The organism is Haloferax marisrubri (assembly GCF_001469875.2).
GTDB lineage: Archaea > Halobacteriota > Halobacteria > Halobacteriales > Haloferacaceae > Haloferax > Haloferax marisrubri.
This window is the reverse complement of the sequence record NZ_LOPW02000018.1, coordinates 435,308-450,900: the sequence shown is the minus strand read 5'-3', so window position 1 is coordinate 450,900 and position 15,593 is coordinate 435,308. Positions and strand designations below refer to the sequence as shown.

The following is a 15,593-nucleotide window of genomic DNA, read 5'->3' as shown; positions in this document are numbered from 1 at the left end:
TAATTAAGAACTATAAATAGTGTAGAATGGTGCTCTCTTCGGGCTTTGTGGATTGATGGCGGTGAAATGCCCGTAACATCTTTCCCGACGCTATTTCACGTATCATGAAAACAACTATGTGTGATGATACCGTGAATTGAACTATGACAACCAACCGCTTTGACGTGGCCCAAGACGATGGATATCTAGCGACGACGACCGTTACGAGTTTCCGTATCATTGAGGCTCTAAAACGCCACGACGGTGCTACAGTCCAGCAACTCGTCGAAGAGTTAGGGCTCGCCTCGGGGACCGTTTACAAACATCTCAACACGCTTCAGTCGATCCAGTATGTCGACAAAGATGGATCTGAGTACCGTCTCGGCCTGGGGTTTCTTGAACTAGGTATTGCTGCCCGCACCCAGCGAAATCTCTATAACCAGACCTACGATTCACTCGAAAGCTTAGCCGAGACGACTGGAGGTGTGACGACGCTCATGGTTCCAGAACACGGGTTTGGTGTCTACCTCACCCAGATTGTCCCCTCGGGTGCGACGACTCCACCACATCAAGAGGGTGAGCGAGCACACCTCCACGCTACCGCTGGGGGAAAAGTCATTCTCGCCTACCAACCGACAGAAACTGTCGAGTCGTGGTTGGAAAACCGGACGCTTCCGTCGCTGACGCCGTTCACAATTTCGGACCCAGAGGAACTCCAGTCAGAGCTGCAATCTGTGCGGGACAGACGGGCCGCCCATTCGCGTCGTGAGCAGTTCGAAGAGTGGCATGCGGTCGCCGCTCCGGTTACGGACGATGACGACGAAGCTATTTGTGCGGTAGGTATCAAAAAGCCGGTCGACCCTAATGCGGATACGACAGACATGTCCGAGTTCAAGAACTTACTCGGGAGTACGGTGAGCTCTATCGAGAGTAAACTACGGTTCAGATAGTCTGACAAAATTACATTCATATGCTTGTAATCTCTATCCGAACACAATTCTGGCCATGCCCACACATATATATTACCAACTAACGAAAGCAGACGTATGGCTGATGATTCGATTGATCGACCGAACGTCCTCATGATCGTGACCGATCAACACCGGTGGGACACAGTTGGTGCGCACGGTTCTCCGATGGATCTCACACCGAACATCGATCAACTCGCCGCCGAGGGTCTTCGATTCGACAATGCAGTCACTCCACAGCCGGTCTGTGGTTCGTCGCAATCGGTTATTCACACTGGTCGATATGCAACTGAGACGGGCGTTTGGCGTCACTCACTTCCACTTGCTGACGGGGAACGAACGCTCGCACACTACTTCGCTGAGAACGGGTACGAGACGGGTTTCGTCGGGTCATGGCATCTGGCGGGGACATTTGACGAACCGGTGCCAACGTCCCACCGTGGTGGCTACGAGGACTTCTGGATCGGTGCTGATGTTCCCGAGTTCATGACTCAGCCTACGGAAGGGATGCTGTTCGACGAGAACGGCGAGCCCGTGACGTTCGATAAATACCGTGCGGACGCCTTCGCTGACTTCGCTATCGACGCAATCGAGACGCTTTCGGAACCGTTCTTCTTGATGGTCGGCTTCTTGGAGCCACACGACCAGAACGACCAGCAGACGTTCGTCGCCCCTGAGGGATACGCAGAACGCTATAGAAACAACCCGTACGTTCCGCCGGATCTCCGTGACCGGCCAGGAAACTGGTTCAACGAACTGCCGGACTATTACGGCGCAGTCGAACGTATAGACGAGTGTATTGGCCGACTTACTGATACGCTTGCACGCACAGGTGTTCGTGACGAGACGATAGTTGCATTCACATCCGACCATGGGTGCCATTTCCGTAGTCGCCCCGGTGAGTATAAGCGCACCTGCCATGATGCATCAGTCCATGTCCCAGCTGTCCTCCATGGACCGGGAATCGACGCTGGACGCGTCGTCGAACGGACCGTCAGCCTTGTTGACTGGGCACCGACGATTCTCGACGCCGCTGGCAATGACGTTCCCGAGTCGATGCACGGCCACAGCTTACTCGACGACGACCACCCCAGAATGGGTGAGGCGTTCATCCAGCTCAGTGGCTCGGAAATCGGCCGAGCAATCCGAACGGACCGCTGGAAACTGGGAGTTTCCGCACCGACGTTGACCGGATGGCGCGGGGGCAAAGCAGAGAAGTCGAGCGACCACTACGTCGAGAGATACCTATACAACCTCGCGCGTGACCCCGCCGAACAGGTCAACCTCGTCGGTCGGCCTGAGTACAGAGCCGTCTTCGAACGGCTCAGAGACCGATTGCTTGAGTATATCCGTGATGTCGAAGGTGAAGACCCGACTATCGATCCGGTCTCCAACCCCGGATATCAGGACTACTGACCCCCTCTGTTGGGTGTTCTTTCGCCTCGATACCTCCAATTGGCTTGTCTTCGAAACGGTCTTTGATTTAGTTTCATGATATATAAAAATCTCAATGCCATCGATATCGGCCAGAGATGGGCACAGGTGGCACATCCCGATGAGTTGACTGTTGCCAACCACAGCTGTTTCATGTAACATAGAATATTGTGGGGCGAGTTCTGCCGTTGAGTCCGCCTGCTACAGCTTAGGGGTCAATCTCTGAAGTCACCCGACTGCTCCGAGCTTGCCCTCTGTCTTGCCGAGAGGGCTTACCGGAGAAATTCCTACGAGAGCAAGATTTAACACGAATAACAATCTTGGACGTGGTATGGGTAAGCTAGACGTTCAGCACCTCAAGAAGGTGTTCCACGACAATAGCGGAGATATCGTTGCTGTCGACGACTTCGACGTGGAGATCGAAGACGGCGAGTTCATCGTTCTCGTCGGTCCCTCTGGTTGTGGGAAATCCACGACACTACGATGTATCGCAGGTCTCGAGACACCAACATCTGGTGAGTTAGTACTTGACGGCGAGGCAGTTACTGACAACAAGCCTAAGGCGCGGAATATGGCGATGGTTTTCCAGAACTACGCGTTGTACCCGCACATGACTGCAGAAGAAAACATGTCTTTCGGGCTAAAGATGACGACCGACCTCCCGAAGGACGAGATTCGAAAACGGGTTCACGAGGCGGCCGAGATGATGGGTATCGATGATCTGCTCGGTAAGAAGCCGGGTGACCTTTCCGGGGGGCAGCAACAGCGCGTTGCGCTTGGTCGTGCTATCGTCCGTGAACCCGAAGTGTTTCTGATGGACGAGCCGCTATCGAACCTCGACGCGAAACTCCGGACGACGATGCGGACGGAACTCCAGAAAATTCAGCAGAAGTTCGACGTGACGACTATCTACGTCACGCACGACCAGACTGAAGCAATGACCATGTCTGACCGAATCGCCGTGCTCAACGACGGTGAACTGCAGCAGATTGGGACTCCGCTGGAATGCTACCACCAGCCGGAGAATCAGTTCGTCGCCGGCTTCATTGGCTCACCGTCGATGAATTTCTTCGATGTCGAACTCGACACGAGCGGCGAGACGCCAACGCTCGTTCACGACGCCTTTAGCTACGAATTGGACGATGACGTCTACGCAGATATCGAAAACTCGGGACAACAGTTCACCCTAGGTATCCGTCCTGAAGATATCAAAGCGGTTCCAGCAGGCACACACAACGCGTTGTCGCCGGAAGTGGAGGTAACTGAACCACTAGGCGATGTCACCTACGTCTACCTTCAAATCGGTGGCAAGCAGTATACTGCAACGCTCGAAGGAGACATCGTCATCGAACCGGGGAGGCAGCTAACCGTTCAGTTCCCGCAGGACCGGATTCATCTCTTCGACGGGAAGACGGGCGAGACACTTCGGAACCGCGAGCCACCCGAGTCTAGTGATATCGACGCACTCGTTGGTCTCGACAACGTCGGCAGCGTTGAGGTCGGAGCCGAGTGATGCTGCGGGACAGTCACTAGTCGATCACTCTGCTAGCGAAGCGTCGTCGCTTGGATCGAACTTTCTCTTCCCGATAGTGTAGCTAACACCGCCGTTGCCGATGTCTGTGGAATATGTGTCCATTAGTAAATTATAAATAATGGTGGTCTAATGTGTGCTGTAGGGTTCATCCCATGACAGAGAGTAACTCATCTAGTTTGAGCAGGCGTTCACTCGTGAAGGGCCTCGGTGTTGGCGCAGGCGTCGCACTCGCGGGGTGTACGGGTGGCGGTAATAGTGGAGGCGACAGGCAACTCGGCGGAGGCGATGGGGATACCGCTACCGACCAGAGTAACAGTAGCGGTGATGCAAGCGGGGATGAGGTGCTCTTCTGGGAGTACACCTTCCCCAACGACGACTCACCTCCTATCTGGAAGGACACGTTCAAAGAGAACTACAACGCTCGGGGCGACGCACCGTTGACTATCGGGCGGTTCTCATACGAGGATCTCAGACAAAAGTTTCTCACGGGTGCTCGGACCGGTGATCCCGATGTCATCGAGGGTGTCCTTGCTCACCTGACGGAGTATATCAAGGCGGGACATCTCGAACCACTTGACGATCGTGTCGAAGAACTCGATTACTTCGACGGCTTCGTCGACTCTGCGCTCGACGCGATGCGGTACCAAGGGAAGCTCTACGGGCTTCCGTACACGGGCAACGGCCGTGCACTCATCTACCGGATGGACGTTCTCGAAGAGTTGGGCCAGGAGCCGCCGGAGACCGCTCAGGAGTTTCAGGAAATCGGTCGGCTCATCAACAAGGAAGTCGACGGCATCCAGGCCTACCACAACTGTACGAAAGACGGCAGCGTCCGAGCGTTCCAAGAGTGGATGTCGCACGTCTATCAACATACGGACCAGCTCTACGTTCCCGAGGGGGACGCGTGGGCGTTGAATATCGACGCCGACACGCTCGGCCAAATTTTCGACAACTGGTACTACCAAGTGTGGGCGGCCGACGAACCACTCGGTAACCCGGACCAACTTGGGACCGGGTGGCAGGTCAACGACCCCGGGTACCTCAACGGGCAGTTCGCCTTTATCGAGTGTGGGACGTGGCTCCGTGGCTGGACGACTGGGACCAACATCAACGATACCGATGCGACGGCCACGCTCCTCAACGAGAACACCGGCGTCGGCCACCTCCCCTACGGTGACGGTGGTTCGAAGGGGACGTTCCTCGAAGTCAAACCGATAATGATGAACTCACACAGCGACCAGAAGGACGCCGCGTGGGATGCAATCGCCACGTTCGCCAGTCCAGACACGATGAACGCGATGGGTGAGGACTCTCCCGGAAACGCGATGACACCCGTCCACGACGAGGTGGAATCAACCATCGACAACGAGAACTGGGAACCGTTCGTCGACGTGTTCAAGACTGGTCGCGCACTCGCAAAAGTTGGATGGGGCCCCGTCCGAGAGCCGTTCTACCGCCTTATGCAGGAGGTTTCCTACGGCAAGACTGACCCGTACAAGGCCGGTACGAAACTCCACGAGGAACTGACCGCACTCGAAAGCGAACTGTAGAACACCATGGCCACACAAGACATCTCGTCTAGTCCACTCTCGCCGTACGTAGCGGAGTTCAAGCGGTTCGTCTCGGACACCTGGTTGGGCTATGCGATGGTACTCCCGGCTGTGATTATGCTCGGCGCCATCATCGTCTACCCGACGCTTCGAGGAATCCAACTGGCGTTCTTCGAAGTGTCGCTTTTGAACCCCGACCAGATGACCTTCGTCGGACTCAGCAACTTCGGTCAGATGCTGTCGGACGCGACGTTCAAGTCGGCGCTCTGGCACACGGTTCTGCTGACGGCCGTCGCCGTCTCGCTACAGTACCTCCTCGGGTTGGGATTAGCGCTGGCACTCAAAGAGAAAGTGCCTGGAGCTGGCTTCTTCCGTAGCGCATCGATGATTACCTGGGTGCTTCCCGGCATCGTGATGGTTATCATCTTCCGATTTCTCGTCCAACCCGATTTCGGCCCGGCCAACATCGTCCTCGCGAAGTTGGGGTTGGAGACGACGTACTGGTTCGGCCGTCCCGGTGTCGCATTCCCGCTCATCGTCGTGATGCACGTGTGGCGTAACGTTCCGTTCTACGCCATTGCACTCATGGCCGCGATGAAGTCGATTCCGGAGACCCAGTACGAGGCTGCCCGACTTGACGGTGCAGGACCGTTGCAGGCCTTCCGATACATCACCCTCCCACAGATCTCGTACGTGTCGATGATTATGATCGTGCTGCACGTCATCTTCACGTTCAACAACTTCGACATCGTCTATCTCTCGACCGGCGGCGGGCCGCTCGGGAACACAGAGGTAATGTCGACGTACATCTACAAGCAGGCGTTCGAACAGTACGCCCTCGGATACGGGGCGAGCATGGCACTCGTGATGCTCATCATCATGATGGCCTTCACCGTCGTGTACGTGAGACTGGAGGCTCGCGACTAACCGAACAGACCAATGGCAACTGACTCATCCACACACTCGTCTTCGGACCGTTCGCTGATTCAGCGCTTCGACGCGTGGCTATCCGACGACATGTCGCCGCGTCGTCTCGTCGGAGTGTACGCTGTCCTCAGCCTGTACTTCGCTTTCCTCCTGCTTCCGGTGGGGTACATGCTGCTCGTGACGTTCACATCCCAGGAGTTCCTCTACTCGCCACAACTCATCCCGTCGCTCGGTGACCTCACCGTCGAGAACTACCTCACTGTTCTGCAGACGGGGGCGTTCCAGGGGTACTTCGTCAACTCAGTCGTCATCGCGGTTTCGACGACCACCCTCACGCTCGTTGTCGGGACGCTAGCGGCATACTCACTGAGTAGATTTGAGTTCCCCGGCCGGCAGTCGATTCTGCTGTCGTTCCTCGCGACGCAGATGCTCCCGCTCGTGCTCATCCTTATCCCGTTTTTCCTGTTGATGTTCTCGCTGAATCTCATCGACTCGTATCTCGGCATCGTCATCGCGCATTCTGTCGGGGGGATTCCGCTCGGTACGTGGCTGTTGAAAGGATACTTCGATGACATCCCGGCATCGCTCGACGAGGCAGCGAAGATGGACGGCTGTTCGCGTCTGGACATCCTCTGGCGTATTATCGTCCCGCTGTCGTTGCCCGGCATCGCTGTTGCGGGGTTCTACACGTTTATTCTCTCGTGGAACGACTACCTTCTCGTCTCGATCCTGTCGCAGACAGCCGCGACGCGAACGCTTCCGTTCGGTCTCCAGCTGTTCCAGTCGCAGAACACGGTCGCGTGGGAACTTCTGTTGACCGCAGCGACGATTACGATCGTGCCTGTGGTCGTCCTGTTTGCCTTCGTCCAGAGCTACATCGTCGAGGGGCTTGCCAGCGGTGGGATGAAAGGGATGTAACCCCGTTTTCACCACCCCGTTCGAAGAGCGAGACACAGATATACTGATACGCTAAGACACACAATGACACGAATCACTAATTACGAGTTGTTCGAGGTACCGCCGCGGTGGTTATTCCTCCGTATCGAGACGAGCGATGGCATCGTCGGCTGGGGAGAACCAGTCGTCGAAGGTCGGTCACACTCCGTTCGGGCTGCCGTTGAGGAACTCATGGAAACGTACCTCCTCGGCGAAGATCCGAGCCGAATCGAAGACCACTGGCAAACGATGTACCGCGGTGGCTTCTATCGCGGTGGTCCAATCTTGATGTCCGCAATCGCCGGTATCGACCAGGCGTTATGGGACATCAAGGGCAAACAGTTCGATGCACCAGTTTACGAGCTCCTTGGTGGCCCGGTTCGGGACCGCGTTCGTGTCTACCAATGGGTCGGTGGCGACCGCCCCGCCGCCGTCGGCGAGGCCGCCGCAGAGAAGGTTGACGCTGGGTTCACGGCGCTCAAGATGAACGCGACGCCGGAGATTCGACGAGTGGACAACCCGAGCGCTGTCGCGGACGCTGTCGACCGTCTCCGAACCGTCCGGGAGGCGGTCGGTCCCGAGGTCGACATCGGCGTCGACTTCCACGGGCGAGTCACGAAGCCGATGGCCAAGCGACTGGCGAAGGCGCTCGAACCACACGAGCCGTTTTTCATCGAGGAACCTGTTCTCCCTGAGCACAACGACGCGCTCCCTGATATTGCGGCACAGACATCGACACCTATCGCAACCGGCGAACGAATGTATTCCCGGTGGGACTACAAACATGTCTTCGAAGACCAGTCGGTTGATATCATCCAGCCAGACCTCTCACACGCTGGCGGCATCACCGAAGTGAAGAAGATCGCAGCGATGGCTGAGGCGTACGACGCAGCGATGGCACCACACTGCCCACTCGGGCCGCTTGCGCTCGCCTCATGTCTCCAAGTCGACGCCGTCGCACCAAACGCGCTTATCCAAGAACAGAGCCTCGACATCCACTACAACGAGAGCAACGACGTACTTGACTACCTCGAAGACCCCTCAGTGTTCGACTACGATGATGGCTACGTTGACCTCCCAGACGGTCCAGGCCTCGGCGTCGACATCGATATCGACTACGTTCGTGAACGCGCCGAAATTGACGTTGACTGGCACAATCCGGTCTGGCGACACGACGATGGAGGAGTCGCCGAATGGTAGACTCACAACGACACGAGGGCCGGGTCGCCATCGTAACGGGGTCGACGAAAGGCATCGGTGCAGGCGTCGCAAAGCGCCTCGCCCGCGAGGGTGCAGCCGTCGTCGTCAACGGCCGTTCAGCCACCGATGGCCAGGAGACAGTCAATACTATCCGAGAGGTCGGTGGCGAAGCGACGTTCGTTGAGGCCGACATGCGCGACCCCGCGGCCATCGAGGCGCTGGTCGATGAGACTGTGGACCGCTACGGACGACTTGACGTGCTCGTCAACAACGCCGGCGTCCAGACGGAGACGACTGCGGCCGAGGCGACGATAGACGACTGGGAGTTCGTTCTCGAGACTGATTTCCGTTCGTTCTGGCTGTGCGCCAAACACGCCGCCGAACATATGCCTGCGGGGGGTTCTATCGTCAACATGTCCTCGAATCATGCCTTCTTGACGATGCCTGGGCTGTTCCCCTACAATGCCGTCAAAGCGGGTATCAACGGGATGACGCGTGCACTTGCGCTTGAACTCGGACCTCTCGGAATCACCGTCAACACCGTCAATCCGGGATGGGTCGAGGTCGAACGCACACAAGAGGAGTTGAGCGCAGACGACCGTGAACGTGTCGAGGCAATCCACCCAGTCGGTCGCATCGGCGCTCCCGAGGACGTTGCCGCGACAGTAGCCTTTCTGACCAGCGATGAGGCATCGTTTGTGACTGGGACGAACCTCCTCGTCGACGGCGGTCGGACTGCAGTCATGCAGGATCACACCTACCTCGAATACAAAGAGCGTTACTAGCGGTCGCTGCGCCCCCACTTGGCCTACCGCGCGATACCACCTCCTCTGTTTTCTACCACCCGTTCGACTTCTGCTGGCGTCACGACTGCGAGGTCTCCTTCGATAGTCCGTTTGAGTGCGGCAGTCGCCGCGGCGTAGCAGAGCGCGTCACCGACCGTGTCACCGGCGATGTGTCGTGAGAGGTACGCGCCAACGAACGCATCACCGGTGCCGATTGCGTCGACCGTCTCTGTCTCGAATGCCGGTTGGTCGTACACCGTCCCGTCGTTGAGGGCAAGCGCGCCCTCGTCACCACGGGTAACGATTACTGTCTCGAAACCGAAGTCGTCTACTAATCCGTCGGCAAGTGCTCGAGCATCGCCTTCGCGGTCGAGGACGTGCCGGATGTCGCGCTCGGCCGCGACGAGAATATCAACGTCAGAAAAGAGTGACTCACACGTTGCCTTCGCTTCAGCCGGCGACCAGAGCTTTCCCCGGTAGTTGAGGTCGAACGCGGTCGCCGTTCCCGCCGACTGTGCGTCAGCGAGTAGTTCGGCCGTCGTCGCTTCGAGCGTCTCCGAGAGTGCGGGAGTGATACCGCTCGTGTAGAACACCTGGGCGTTACGAATCGCCTCGCGATTGAGGTCGTCCGGCTCGGCGGTGGTGACGGCTGCGTCGGTCCGGTCGTAGATGACCGTCGTCGGCCGGGGTGCTGCCCCCTGCTCGATGTAATATGTTCCTTGGCGTGACGACGTACTCCACGCAACTCGGGGGTCAACACCGTGGGTTTGGATTTCGTTCGTCACGCGGCGGCCGAGCGCTGAGTCCGGGAGCTTTGAGAGCCAGCAAGCGTCGGTGCCGAGTCGTGCCGCCGCAATGGCAACGTTGCTCTCTGCCCCCGCCGTTCGGAAATCGAGTTCCGTCGCCGTTTCCAACCGTTCGCCCGCAGGCGGACTCAGCCGAAGCATCGTCTCGCCGAAGGTGACGAGGTCGGGTGTCATCGGTACTCCTCGGCGATTGCGACGAACTCGCTGGCCGCATCGGTCAACGCACTAAAGTCGCCGGTGGCGATGGCCTCACCGTCGACGATAGAACTACCGACGCCAAGGGCAGCCGCGCCGGCTTCGAAGAACGCTGCTGCGTTGTCGGTCGAGACGCCACCCGTCGGTATCAGCGGGACTTGCGGGAGTGGTCCGTTTATCGCACTTATATGTTGGGGGCCGACAGCTGACGCAGGGAACAGTTTACAGAAGTCCGCCCCGGCCTCAGTCGCGGTGAGTGCCTCCGTCGGCGTCATCACACCCGTCGCAATAGGCGTTTCGTACCGATTGCAGGTCTCAATGACGTCCGTGTTCACTGTCGGGGTGACGACGAACTCAGCACCGGCGAGTTGGACGGCCCGAGCAGTCTCCGGGTCGAGAACCGTCCCGGCACCGATGGCAACATCGTCGACGCTGTTGGAGACCTCTCGAATCATGTCGACCGCCCCCGGCGTGTTGGCTGTAATCTCGATCGCGTTGACGCCACCGGCTGCGATAGCACGAACGACGTCGGGTGCGACAGCTGAATCGATGCCACGTACGATCGCGATGATTCCAGGATCGACGATACGCTGGTGAATCGAGACTTCACTCATAGACACATCTAAGACTCCAAGTGGACCAATATAACTTCTTGTGATGGTGGCACCACTTGGGCTCAAGCGAGACGCCCAGTCGTACAACTAGTTGATGCTGACCAACTGTTTGCTTTGCATCCTCTGATTCTCTCGGACAGTACCGATGGATACGTTGGCTGCCCACGAACAGCGACACTTGCCGAGGTTGTGATTCGGGAGCGAAGCATGAGATAAGCTGAAAAATACACAACCGTGGGGGCTGGCTAGGCCGTATCGCCACTTACCGAGCCAGCAACGAGTGAGGTCGAACTGACCGAGGCTTTTTTTATTGCGGTACCATATCTCCTATCATAGACAATGTCAATTGGTGTTTGCTACTTTCCAGAACACTGGCCACGCGAACGGTGGGAGTCTGACGCGCGGCAAATGGCGGCGGCCGGCATCGAATACGTCCGTCTGGCTGAGTTTTCGTGGGGCGTCATTGAGCCGACACCCGGGGACCTCGACTTCTCGTGGCTTGACGAGGCGGTCGATATACTAGCTGATCATGGTCTGAACGTCGTCCTCTGTACGCCCACGGCAACGCCGCCGAAGTGGCTCGTCGACGAACACCCGGAGATTCTGCAGACCGACCCCGACGGGACGCCTCGGTACTTCGGCTCGCGTCGCCACTACTGTTTCAATTCGTCCCAATACCGAGCGGAGACACGGCGTATCGTCTCAGCGATGGCGAGCCACTACGCGGACCACCCGGCTGTTGTCGGCTGGCAGACCGACAACGAATTTGGTTGCCATGAGACGGTACGGTGTTACTGTGAGGATTGTTCGACCGCCTTCTCCGAATGGCTTGCGGCGAAGTACGACGATATTGACGACCTTAACGAGCGGTGGGGAACGACGTTCTGGAGCCAACAGTACGCCTCTTTCGAAGTTGTCGACCCCCGCGGCCGACACCGACAGACCATCACCCCTCACGCCTCTTGGATTATTACCGGTTTGCGACCGATAGCGTCGTCGAATACAACCGTATCCATGCAGATATCATCCGCGAGCATGGTGACTGGTTCGTGACGCACAACTTCATGGGGGATTTCGAGACGCTCGACATGCACAAGGTCAGTGACGATTTGGACCTCGTTTCGTGGGACTCGTATCCAACGGGCTTCGTTCAGGACCGCCGCGCCGCCGACCCGTCGATGGATGAATTCCGAGCGGGCGACCCAGATCAAGTTGGCCTGAACCACGACCTCTGCCGGGCGACGAATGATGCTCCGTTTTGGGTGATGGAGCAACAACCCGGTGACGTCAACTGGCCACCCTCTTGCCCACAACCGGGTGACGGTGCGATGCGACTCTGGGCACACCACGCAGTCGGCCATGGGGCCGACGCAGTTCTGTACTTCCGCTGGCGGCGATGTCTAGAGGGTCAAGAACAGTACCACGCTGGGCTCATGAAACAAGATGGATCGCCGGACCGTGGCTACAGCGATGCGAAGGCTGCAGCCGAAGAACTCACCGCAGTTGATGTTGACCACGTTGACGCTTCCGTTGCGCTTCTCCATGACTACGACAACTGGTGGGCTATCGGTGTACAGCCTCATGCTCCTGAATTCGACTATTGGGAGCATCTCCGATGTTACTACCGTGCACTCAGAGCGCGTGGCGTGCAGGTTGACGTCGTTCACCCGGACGCCCCACTAGACGACTACGACGCCGTCGTCGCACCTGGGCTTCACCTCGTCGATACCGAACTTGCGGACCACCTTACTCAATTCGTCGAGCAGGGTGGTCAGTTACTCGTCGGTGCACGATCTGGCGTGAAGACACCGGCCAATCAGCTACACGAGACGCTTGCACCGGGGCCACTCGCGGACCTCACCGGTCTCGTCGTCGACCAACACGAGAGTTACCCGGAAGATGTCCCACTCGCCGTGGAAGTTGATGGCGATGAGTACGCTGCCACAACCTGGGCGGAGTGGCTCGACCCCGATCCACAGACGACCATCGTAGCGACGCACACTTTCGGTCCGGGAGCTGGACGTCCGGCAGTCACCCGGAGGGACCGTGGCGACGGCTCAGTAGCGTACTGTGGTGTCTGGCCGGGGTCAAAACTGCTTGACGAACTCGTTGCTGATCTGCTGTCCCGCAGCGGAATCGAGTACACTTCCCGACTTCCGGACGGAGTTCGATTCAACGAACGCGACGACCTGACATGGGTGACGAACTTCACTAGCCGTACGTTCGAAATGGATGTACCAACCGGAGATGTCGTAACTGGTGGGCAGACACTTGGTGCGTTTGATGTGGCTGTCGTATCCACCGCGCCACACTTGATCAGCATCTCGAGTGAAGGCCTATAGGGGCGAAAACGCTCACGATTGTACTATTGAGGTTGAACGGGGAGCATACAACACGTCACCTTCCGAAATTTGCTATCCCGACCAACAAATTTAGTATAGCGATATATGATTCATTGAGTAATCCCGGCAGCGGGTCGATATATTGCTAACCCTCGTTGTCCTACGCAGACAACGACACTAGTATTACATTCAAATATATTTCACAATCGCCGATTGTCTCGAAAATCATGTATTCAGATTCGGATCGGTCGACAGCGGGTCGCTTTGGGTGCTTCGACCCCCGGGTTTGTGGACCGAACGAGCAACTCGCAGATGAGATATCGAACTTGGTCGATGAGTTGTTTCCTGGTACATCGACAGTCCGGTACTGCAATTTCCGTCGAAATGTACGTCGCCAGCAGAACGTTAGTTCTGGAAATAGATCGCTTTGGCCCTCACGAACCGATTCTGCGGTGGTTCGGTGTGGCCTCGACCTCCCTTCACGCGTTTTTCGTCTCGTACTGTAACCCGACAGTCGCGGAGCCCATAAACTGTATAGAGCGATACCTATCTGTTTTCGTCCGAGGGTTTTCAGCCCCAGCGTAACGGCCAAGTGGTAATCAAAATGGGGACCGTCGTCCGAGCGGCCAACGAGCATCGAGTAACACTCGACGATTCAGCAGTCATCACCTCCAGCTCGTTCCGATTCTGCGTTAATTTTAAATAAAATGAAAATCTGGATAACACGGATAGCTGTGTAATGTGTGTGTTCTCATTCACTCGCGCGTCCCGAAAGCGAAGTCTCTGACCGCTCAAAAAGCGTCGAACGTTTCGGACTGCAAGTGACAGTAGCCCGAGAATATAGAACAGCGATAGCCAACCCCGGCACGAAACTGACGAAAGAACCGATATACGACTCGTAGCACAACTGCTTTCCACGACGAAAGTGAACCTACCAGTATGCGAACTGGTGTCATCATCGCCGGTGGGTACTCGACGCGATTCGGTGAGGAGGACAAAGCAGTCGCATCTCTCGCTGGAACGCCACTCATCCGGCGCGTCGCCGACCGGATGACTGGGGCCGTCGACCGTCTCGTCGTCAACTGCCGACCGGAACAGACTGCCGAACTCCGAACCGCGCTCGACGGCTACGACCACCCGATAACGATTGCGGAAGACACGGACTGCGACGAGGGGCCGATGTCGGGAATTATGACGGGTCTGCGGGCCGCAGAGACGGAGTACGCGTTCGTCGCCGCCTGCGATATGCCCTTTCTCGAACCCGCGCTCATCGAGAGACTGTTCGAGCGGGCGGGCGGTCACGATGCCGCCGTGCCGCGGGTCGGTGACGGTTGGTTCCAGCCGACCTACGCGGTGTATCGGGCCTCGGCGATGGCCGACGCTTGCGAGGTCGCGCTGGCCGAGGGGAGCCACAAAATCATCGACCCGCTGTTCACGCTCGACTACGTCGTCCTCGGGGAGGACGAGGTGTCCGAGTACGCGAGTCTCGACACCTTCGAGAACATCAACACCCCCGAAGAGCTCGCTCGCGCGGCGGAACAGTTGCGCTAACGCTCTACGACCGACACGACGGGTTCGGACGCCGTCAACTGCGTCAGTACGACGTGCGGGACGTCCGACCGAGCAAGGATGTCCGACGCAATCTCCCGCGCGACAACTTCGAGGGCCGCGTCGTCTACCTTGTTCAGCACGGGGACGACTGTCACACCGTCGGGGACGTCTGCGCGGCCGCCGCGCTCGCTGGTGAGCACGGTTGCGACGTCCGACGGGCGAATCGTGTCGCCGAGTTCGAGGTCGGTGAGGGCGGCGACCCGTTTCGGGCGGTGGACGGTGTCGTCGGCGAGTGGTTCACCGACGGCGTGGACGCTGGCGATGGGGAGGACGGTGTCGGCGGTCGCCGGGAGCTGAGGTTCGCGGTCGCCCGGGGCCTTGAACTCGCGCATCCGCGCGCCGTCGGCCTTCACCAATACCACGTCGGCGACGTCTGAGTCCTCGATGGCGTCGACCACGTCGGGGTCGTACCCGCGGTAGCGGTCGTCGCGGTCACGCTCGGGAACGACGCCCACCGGCCAGTCAGTCGCCCGTTCGAGCGCTTCGACCGGCGTGTCGGTGACGACTACGTCGGCGACCTGCTGGTCGAAGATGGGGATGCGGACCGTCGCCGTCACGACGGCGCGGTCGAGCAGGCGCGCCAGCGCGTACAGCGTGGACTTCTTCCCGCCTGCCCCGACGACGCAGACCACGCCGCGTCGAGCGCAGAGCGCATCAGCGAGCGTCATGTTCGTTCTCTGGGGTGTGCGCGGTTCGTCGTCCAGCCGTTCGT

13 protein-coding genes and 1 pseudogene are annotated in these 15,593 nt (G+C 58.1%); 11 read left to right on the top strand and 3 right to left on the bottom strand.

Features of this window, described 5'->3' with window-relative positions:
* The first annotated feature begins 143 nt into the window (after positions 1-143).
* The 8 genes from AUR65_RS17030 (at position 144) to AUR65_RS16995 (ending at position 9,313) form a co-directional block, all read left to right on the top strand.
* Positions 144-929, top strand: a complete 786-nt coding sequence (locus AUR65_RS17030) for an IclR family transcriptional regulator (protein WP_058568085.1) — start codon at positions 144-146, stop codon at positions 927-929.
* A gap of 96 nt (positions 930-1,025) precedes the next feature.
* A complete protein-coding gene (locus tag AUR65_RS17025) occupies positions 1,026-2,363 on the top strand; it encodes a sulfatase-like hydrolase/transferase (protein ID WP_233194411.1) in 1,338 nt (445 codons plus the stop codon).
* 349 nt (positions 2,364-2,712) lie between these two features.
* Positions 2,713-3,894 carry an ABC transporter ATP-binding protein gene (locus AUR65_RS17020; RefSeq protein WP_058568084.1) on the top strand — a complete coding sequence of 394 codons (1,182 nt, stop codon included), beginning with the start codon at positions 2,713-2,715 and terminating at the stop codon, positions 3,892-3,894.
* A gap of 215 nt (positions 3,895-4,109) precedes the next feature.
* A complete protein-coding gene (locus AUR65_RS17015) occupies positions 4,110-5,465 on the top strand; it encodes an extracellular solute-binding protein (RefSeq protein WP_233194410.1) in 1,356 nt (451 codons plus the stop codon).
* A gap of 6 nt (positions 5,466-5,471) precedes the next feature.
* Complete coding sequence (locus tag AUR65_RS17010; RefSeq protein WP_058568083.1) at positions 5,472-6,392, top strand: carbohydrate ABC transporter permease; 921 nt, start codon at positions 5,472-5,474, stop codon at positions 6,390-6,392.
* A gap of 168 nt (positions 6,393-6,560) precedes the next feature.
* Complete coding sequence (locus AUR65_RS17005) at positions 6,561-7,310, top strand: carbohydrate ABC transporter permease (RefSeq protein ID WP_233194409.1); 750 nt, start codon at positions 6,561-6,563, stop codon at positions 7,308-7,310.
* Positions 7,311-7,373: 63 nt separating this feature from the next.
* On the top strand, positions 7,374-8,528 hold the full coding sequence (gene dgoD / locus AUR65_RS17000; protein ID WP_058568082.1) for a galactonate dehydratase: 1,155 nt from the start codon (positions 7,374-7,376) through the stop codon (positions 8,526-8,528).
* A complete protein-coding gene (locus AUR65_RS16995) occupies positions 8,522-9,313 on the top strand; it encodes an SDR family NAD(P)-dependent oxidoreductase (protein ID WP_058568081.1) in 792 nt (263 codons plus the stop codon). The genes dgoD and AUR65_RS16995 overlap by 7 nt, the downstream gene beginning before the upstream one ends.
* Positions 9,314-9,336: 23 nt before the next feature.
* Here AUR65_RS16995 and kdgK1 read toward each other — a convergent pair whose 3' ends face one another.
* Together kdgK1 and AUR65_RS16985 are read right to left on the bottom strand one after the other, a co-directional pair.
* The gene (gene kdgK1, locus AUR65_RS16990) at positions 9,337-10,293 is read right to left on the bottom strand and encodes a bifunctional 2-dehydro-3-deoxygluconokinase/2-dehydro-3-deoxygalactonokinase (RefSeq protein WP_058568080.1); all 957 of its coding nucleotides are present in this window, start codon (positions 10,291-10,293) and stop codon (positions 9,337-9,339) included.
* Positions 10,290-10,928 (bottom strand): bifunctional 4-hydroxy-2-oxoglutarate aldolase/2-dehydro-3-deoxy-phosphogluconate aldolase, encoded by a 639-nt coding sequence (locus AUR65_RS16985; RefSeq protein ID WP_058568079.1) that lies wholly within the window; start codon positions 10,926-10,928, stop codon positions 10,290-10,292. Before AUR65_RS16985 ends, kdgK1 begins: the two co-directional genes overlap by 4 nt.
* A 339-nt stretch (positions 10,929-11,267) precedes the next feature.
* Between AUR65_RS16985 and AUR65_RS20565 the strand changes: the two are divergent.
* From AUR65_RS20565 to mobA, 3 genes and pseudogenes are all read left to right on the top strand, one after another.
* A pseudogene (locus tag AUR65_RS20565) lies at positions 11,268-12,367 on the top strand (beta-galactosidase); the annotation flags it as partial.
* The gene (locus AUR65_RS20560; RefSeq protein WP_394337346.1) at positions 12,362-13,270 is read left to right on the top strand and encodes a beta-galactosidase; all 909 of its coding nucleotides are present in this window, start codon (positions 12,362-12,364) and stop codon (positions 13,268-13,270) included. The pseudogene AUR65_RS20565 and the gene AUR65_RS20560, both read left to right, overlap by 6 nt.
* A 939-nt stretch (positions 13,271-14,209) precedes the next feature.
* Positions 14,210-14,821: a molybdenum cofactor guanylyltransferase gene (mobA, locus tag AUR65_RS16975; protein ID WP_058568078.1), complete on the top strand. Its 612-nt coding sequence runs from the start codon at positions 14,210-14,212 to the stop codon at positions 14,819-14,821.
* Here the strand turns inward: mobA and yqeC are convergent.
* On the bottom strand, positions 14,818-15,549 hold the full coding sequence (yqeC, locus tag AUR65_RS16970) for a selenium cofactor biosynthesis protein YqeC (RefSeq protein WP_058568077.1): 732 nt from the start codon (positions 15,547-15,549) through the stop codon (positions 14,818-14,820). The two genes, mobA and yqeC, sit on opposite strands and share 4 nt — an antisense overlap.
* Positions 15,550-15,593 lie beyond the last annotated feature (44 nt).

Excerpts from the sequence above, each read along its gene's own strand:
- AUR65_RS17030 (WP_058568085.1), top strand. The coding sequence starts at position 144 with ATGACAACCAACCGCTTTGACGTGGCCCAAGACGATGGATATCTAGCG.
- AUR65_RS17025 (WP_233194411.1), top strand. The coding sequence starts at position 1,026 with ATGGCTGATGATTCGATTGATCGACCGAACGTCCTCATGATCGTGACC.
- AUR65_RS17020 (WP_058568084.1), top strand. The coding sequence starts at position 2,713 with ATGGGTAAGCTAGACGTTCAGCACCTCAAGAAGGTGTTCCACGACAAT.
- AUR65_RS17010 (WP_058568083.1), top strand. The coding sequence starts at position 5,472 with ATGGCCACACAAGACATCTCGTCTAGTCCACTCTCGCCGTACGTAGCG.
- AUR65_RS17005 (WP_233194409.1), top strand. The coding sequence starts at position 6,561 with ATGCTGCTCGTGACGTTCACATCCCAGGAGTTCCTCTACTCGCCACAA.
- dgoD (WP_058568082.1), top strand. The coding sequence starts at position 7,374 with ATGACACGAATCACTAATTACGAGTTGTTCGAGGTACCGCCGCGGTGG.
- AUR65_RS16995 (WP_058568081.1), top strand. The coding sequence starts at position 8,522 with ATGGTAGACTCACAACGACACGAGGGCCGGGTCGCCATCGTAACGGGG.
- kdgK1 (WP_058568080.1), bottom strand. The coding sequence starts at position 10,293 with ATGACACCCGACCTCGTCACCTTCGGCGAGACGATGCTTCGGCTGAGT.
- AUR65_RS16985 (WP_058568079.1), bottom strand. The coding sequence starts at position 10,928 with ATGAGTGAAGTCTCGATTCACCAGCGTATCGTCGATCCTGGAATCATC.
- AUR65_RS20560 (WP_394337346.1), top strand. The coding sequence starts at position 12,362 with ATGAAACAAGATGGATCGCCGGACCGTGGCTACAGCGATGCGAAGGCT.
- mobA (WP_058568078.1), top strand. The coding sequence starts at position 14,210 with ATGCGAACTGGTGTCATCATCGCCGGTGGGTACTCGACGCGATTCGGT.
- yqeC (WP_058568077.1), bottom strand. The coding sequence starts at position 15,549 with ATGACGCTCGCTGATGCGCTCTGCGCTCGACGCGGCGTGGTCTGCGTC.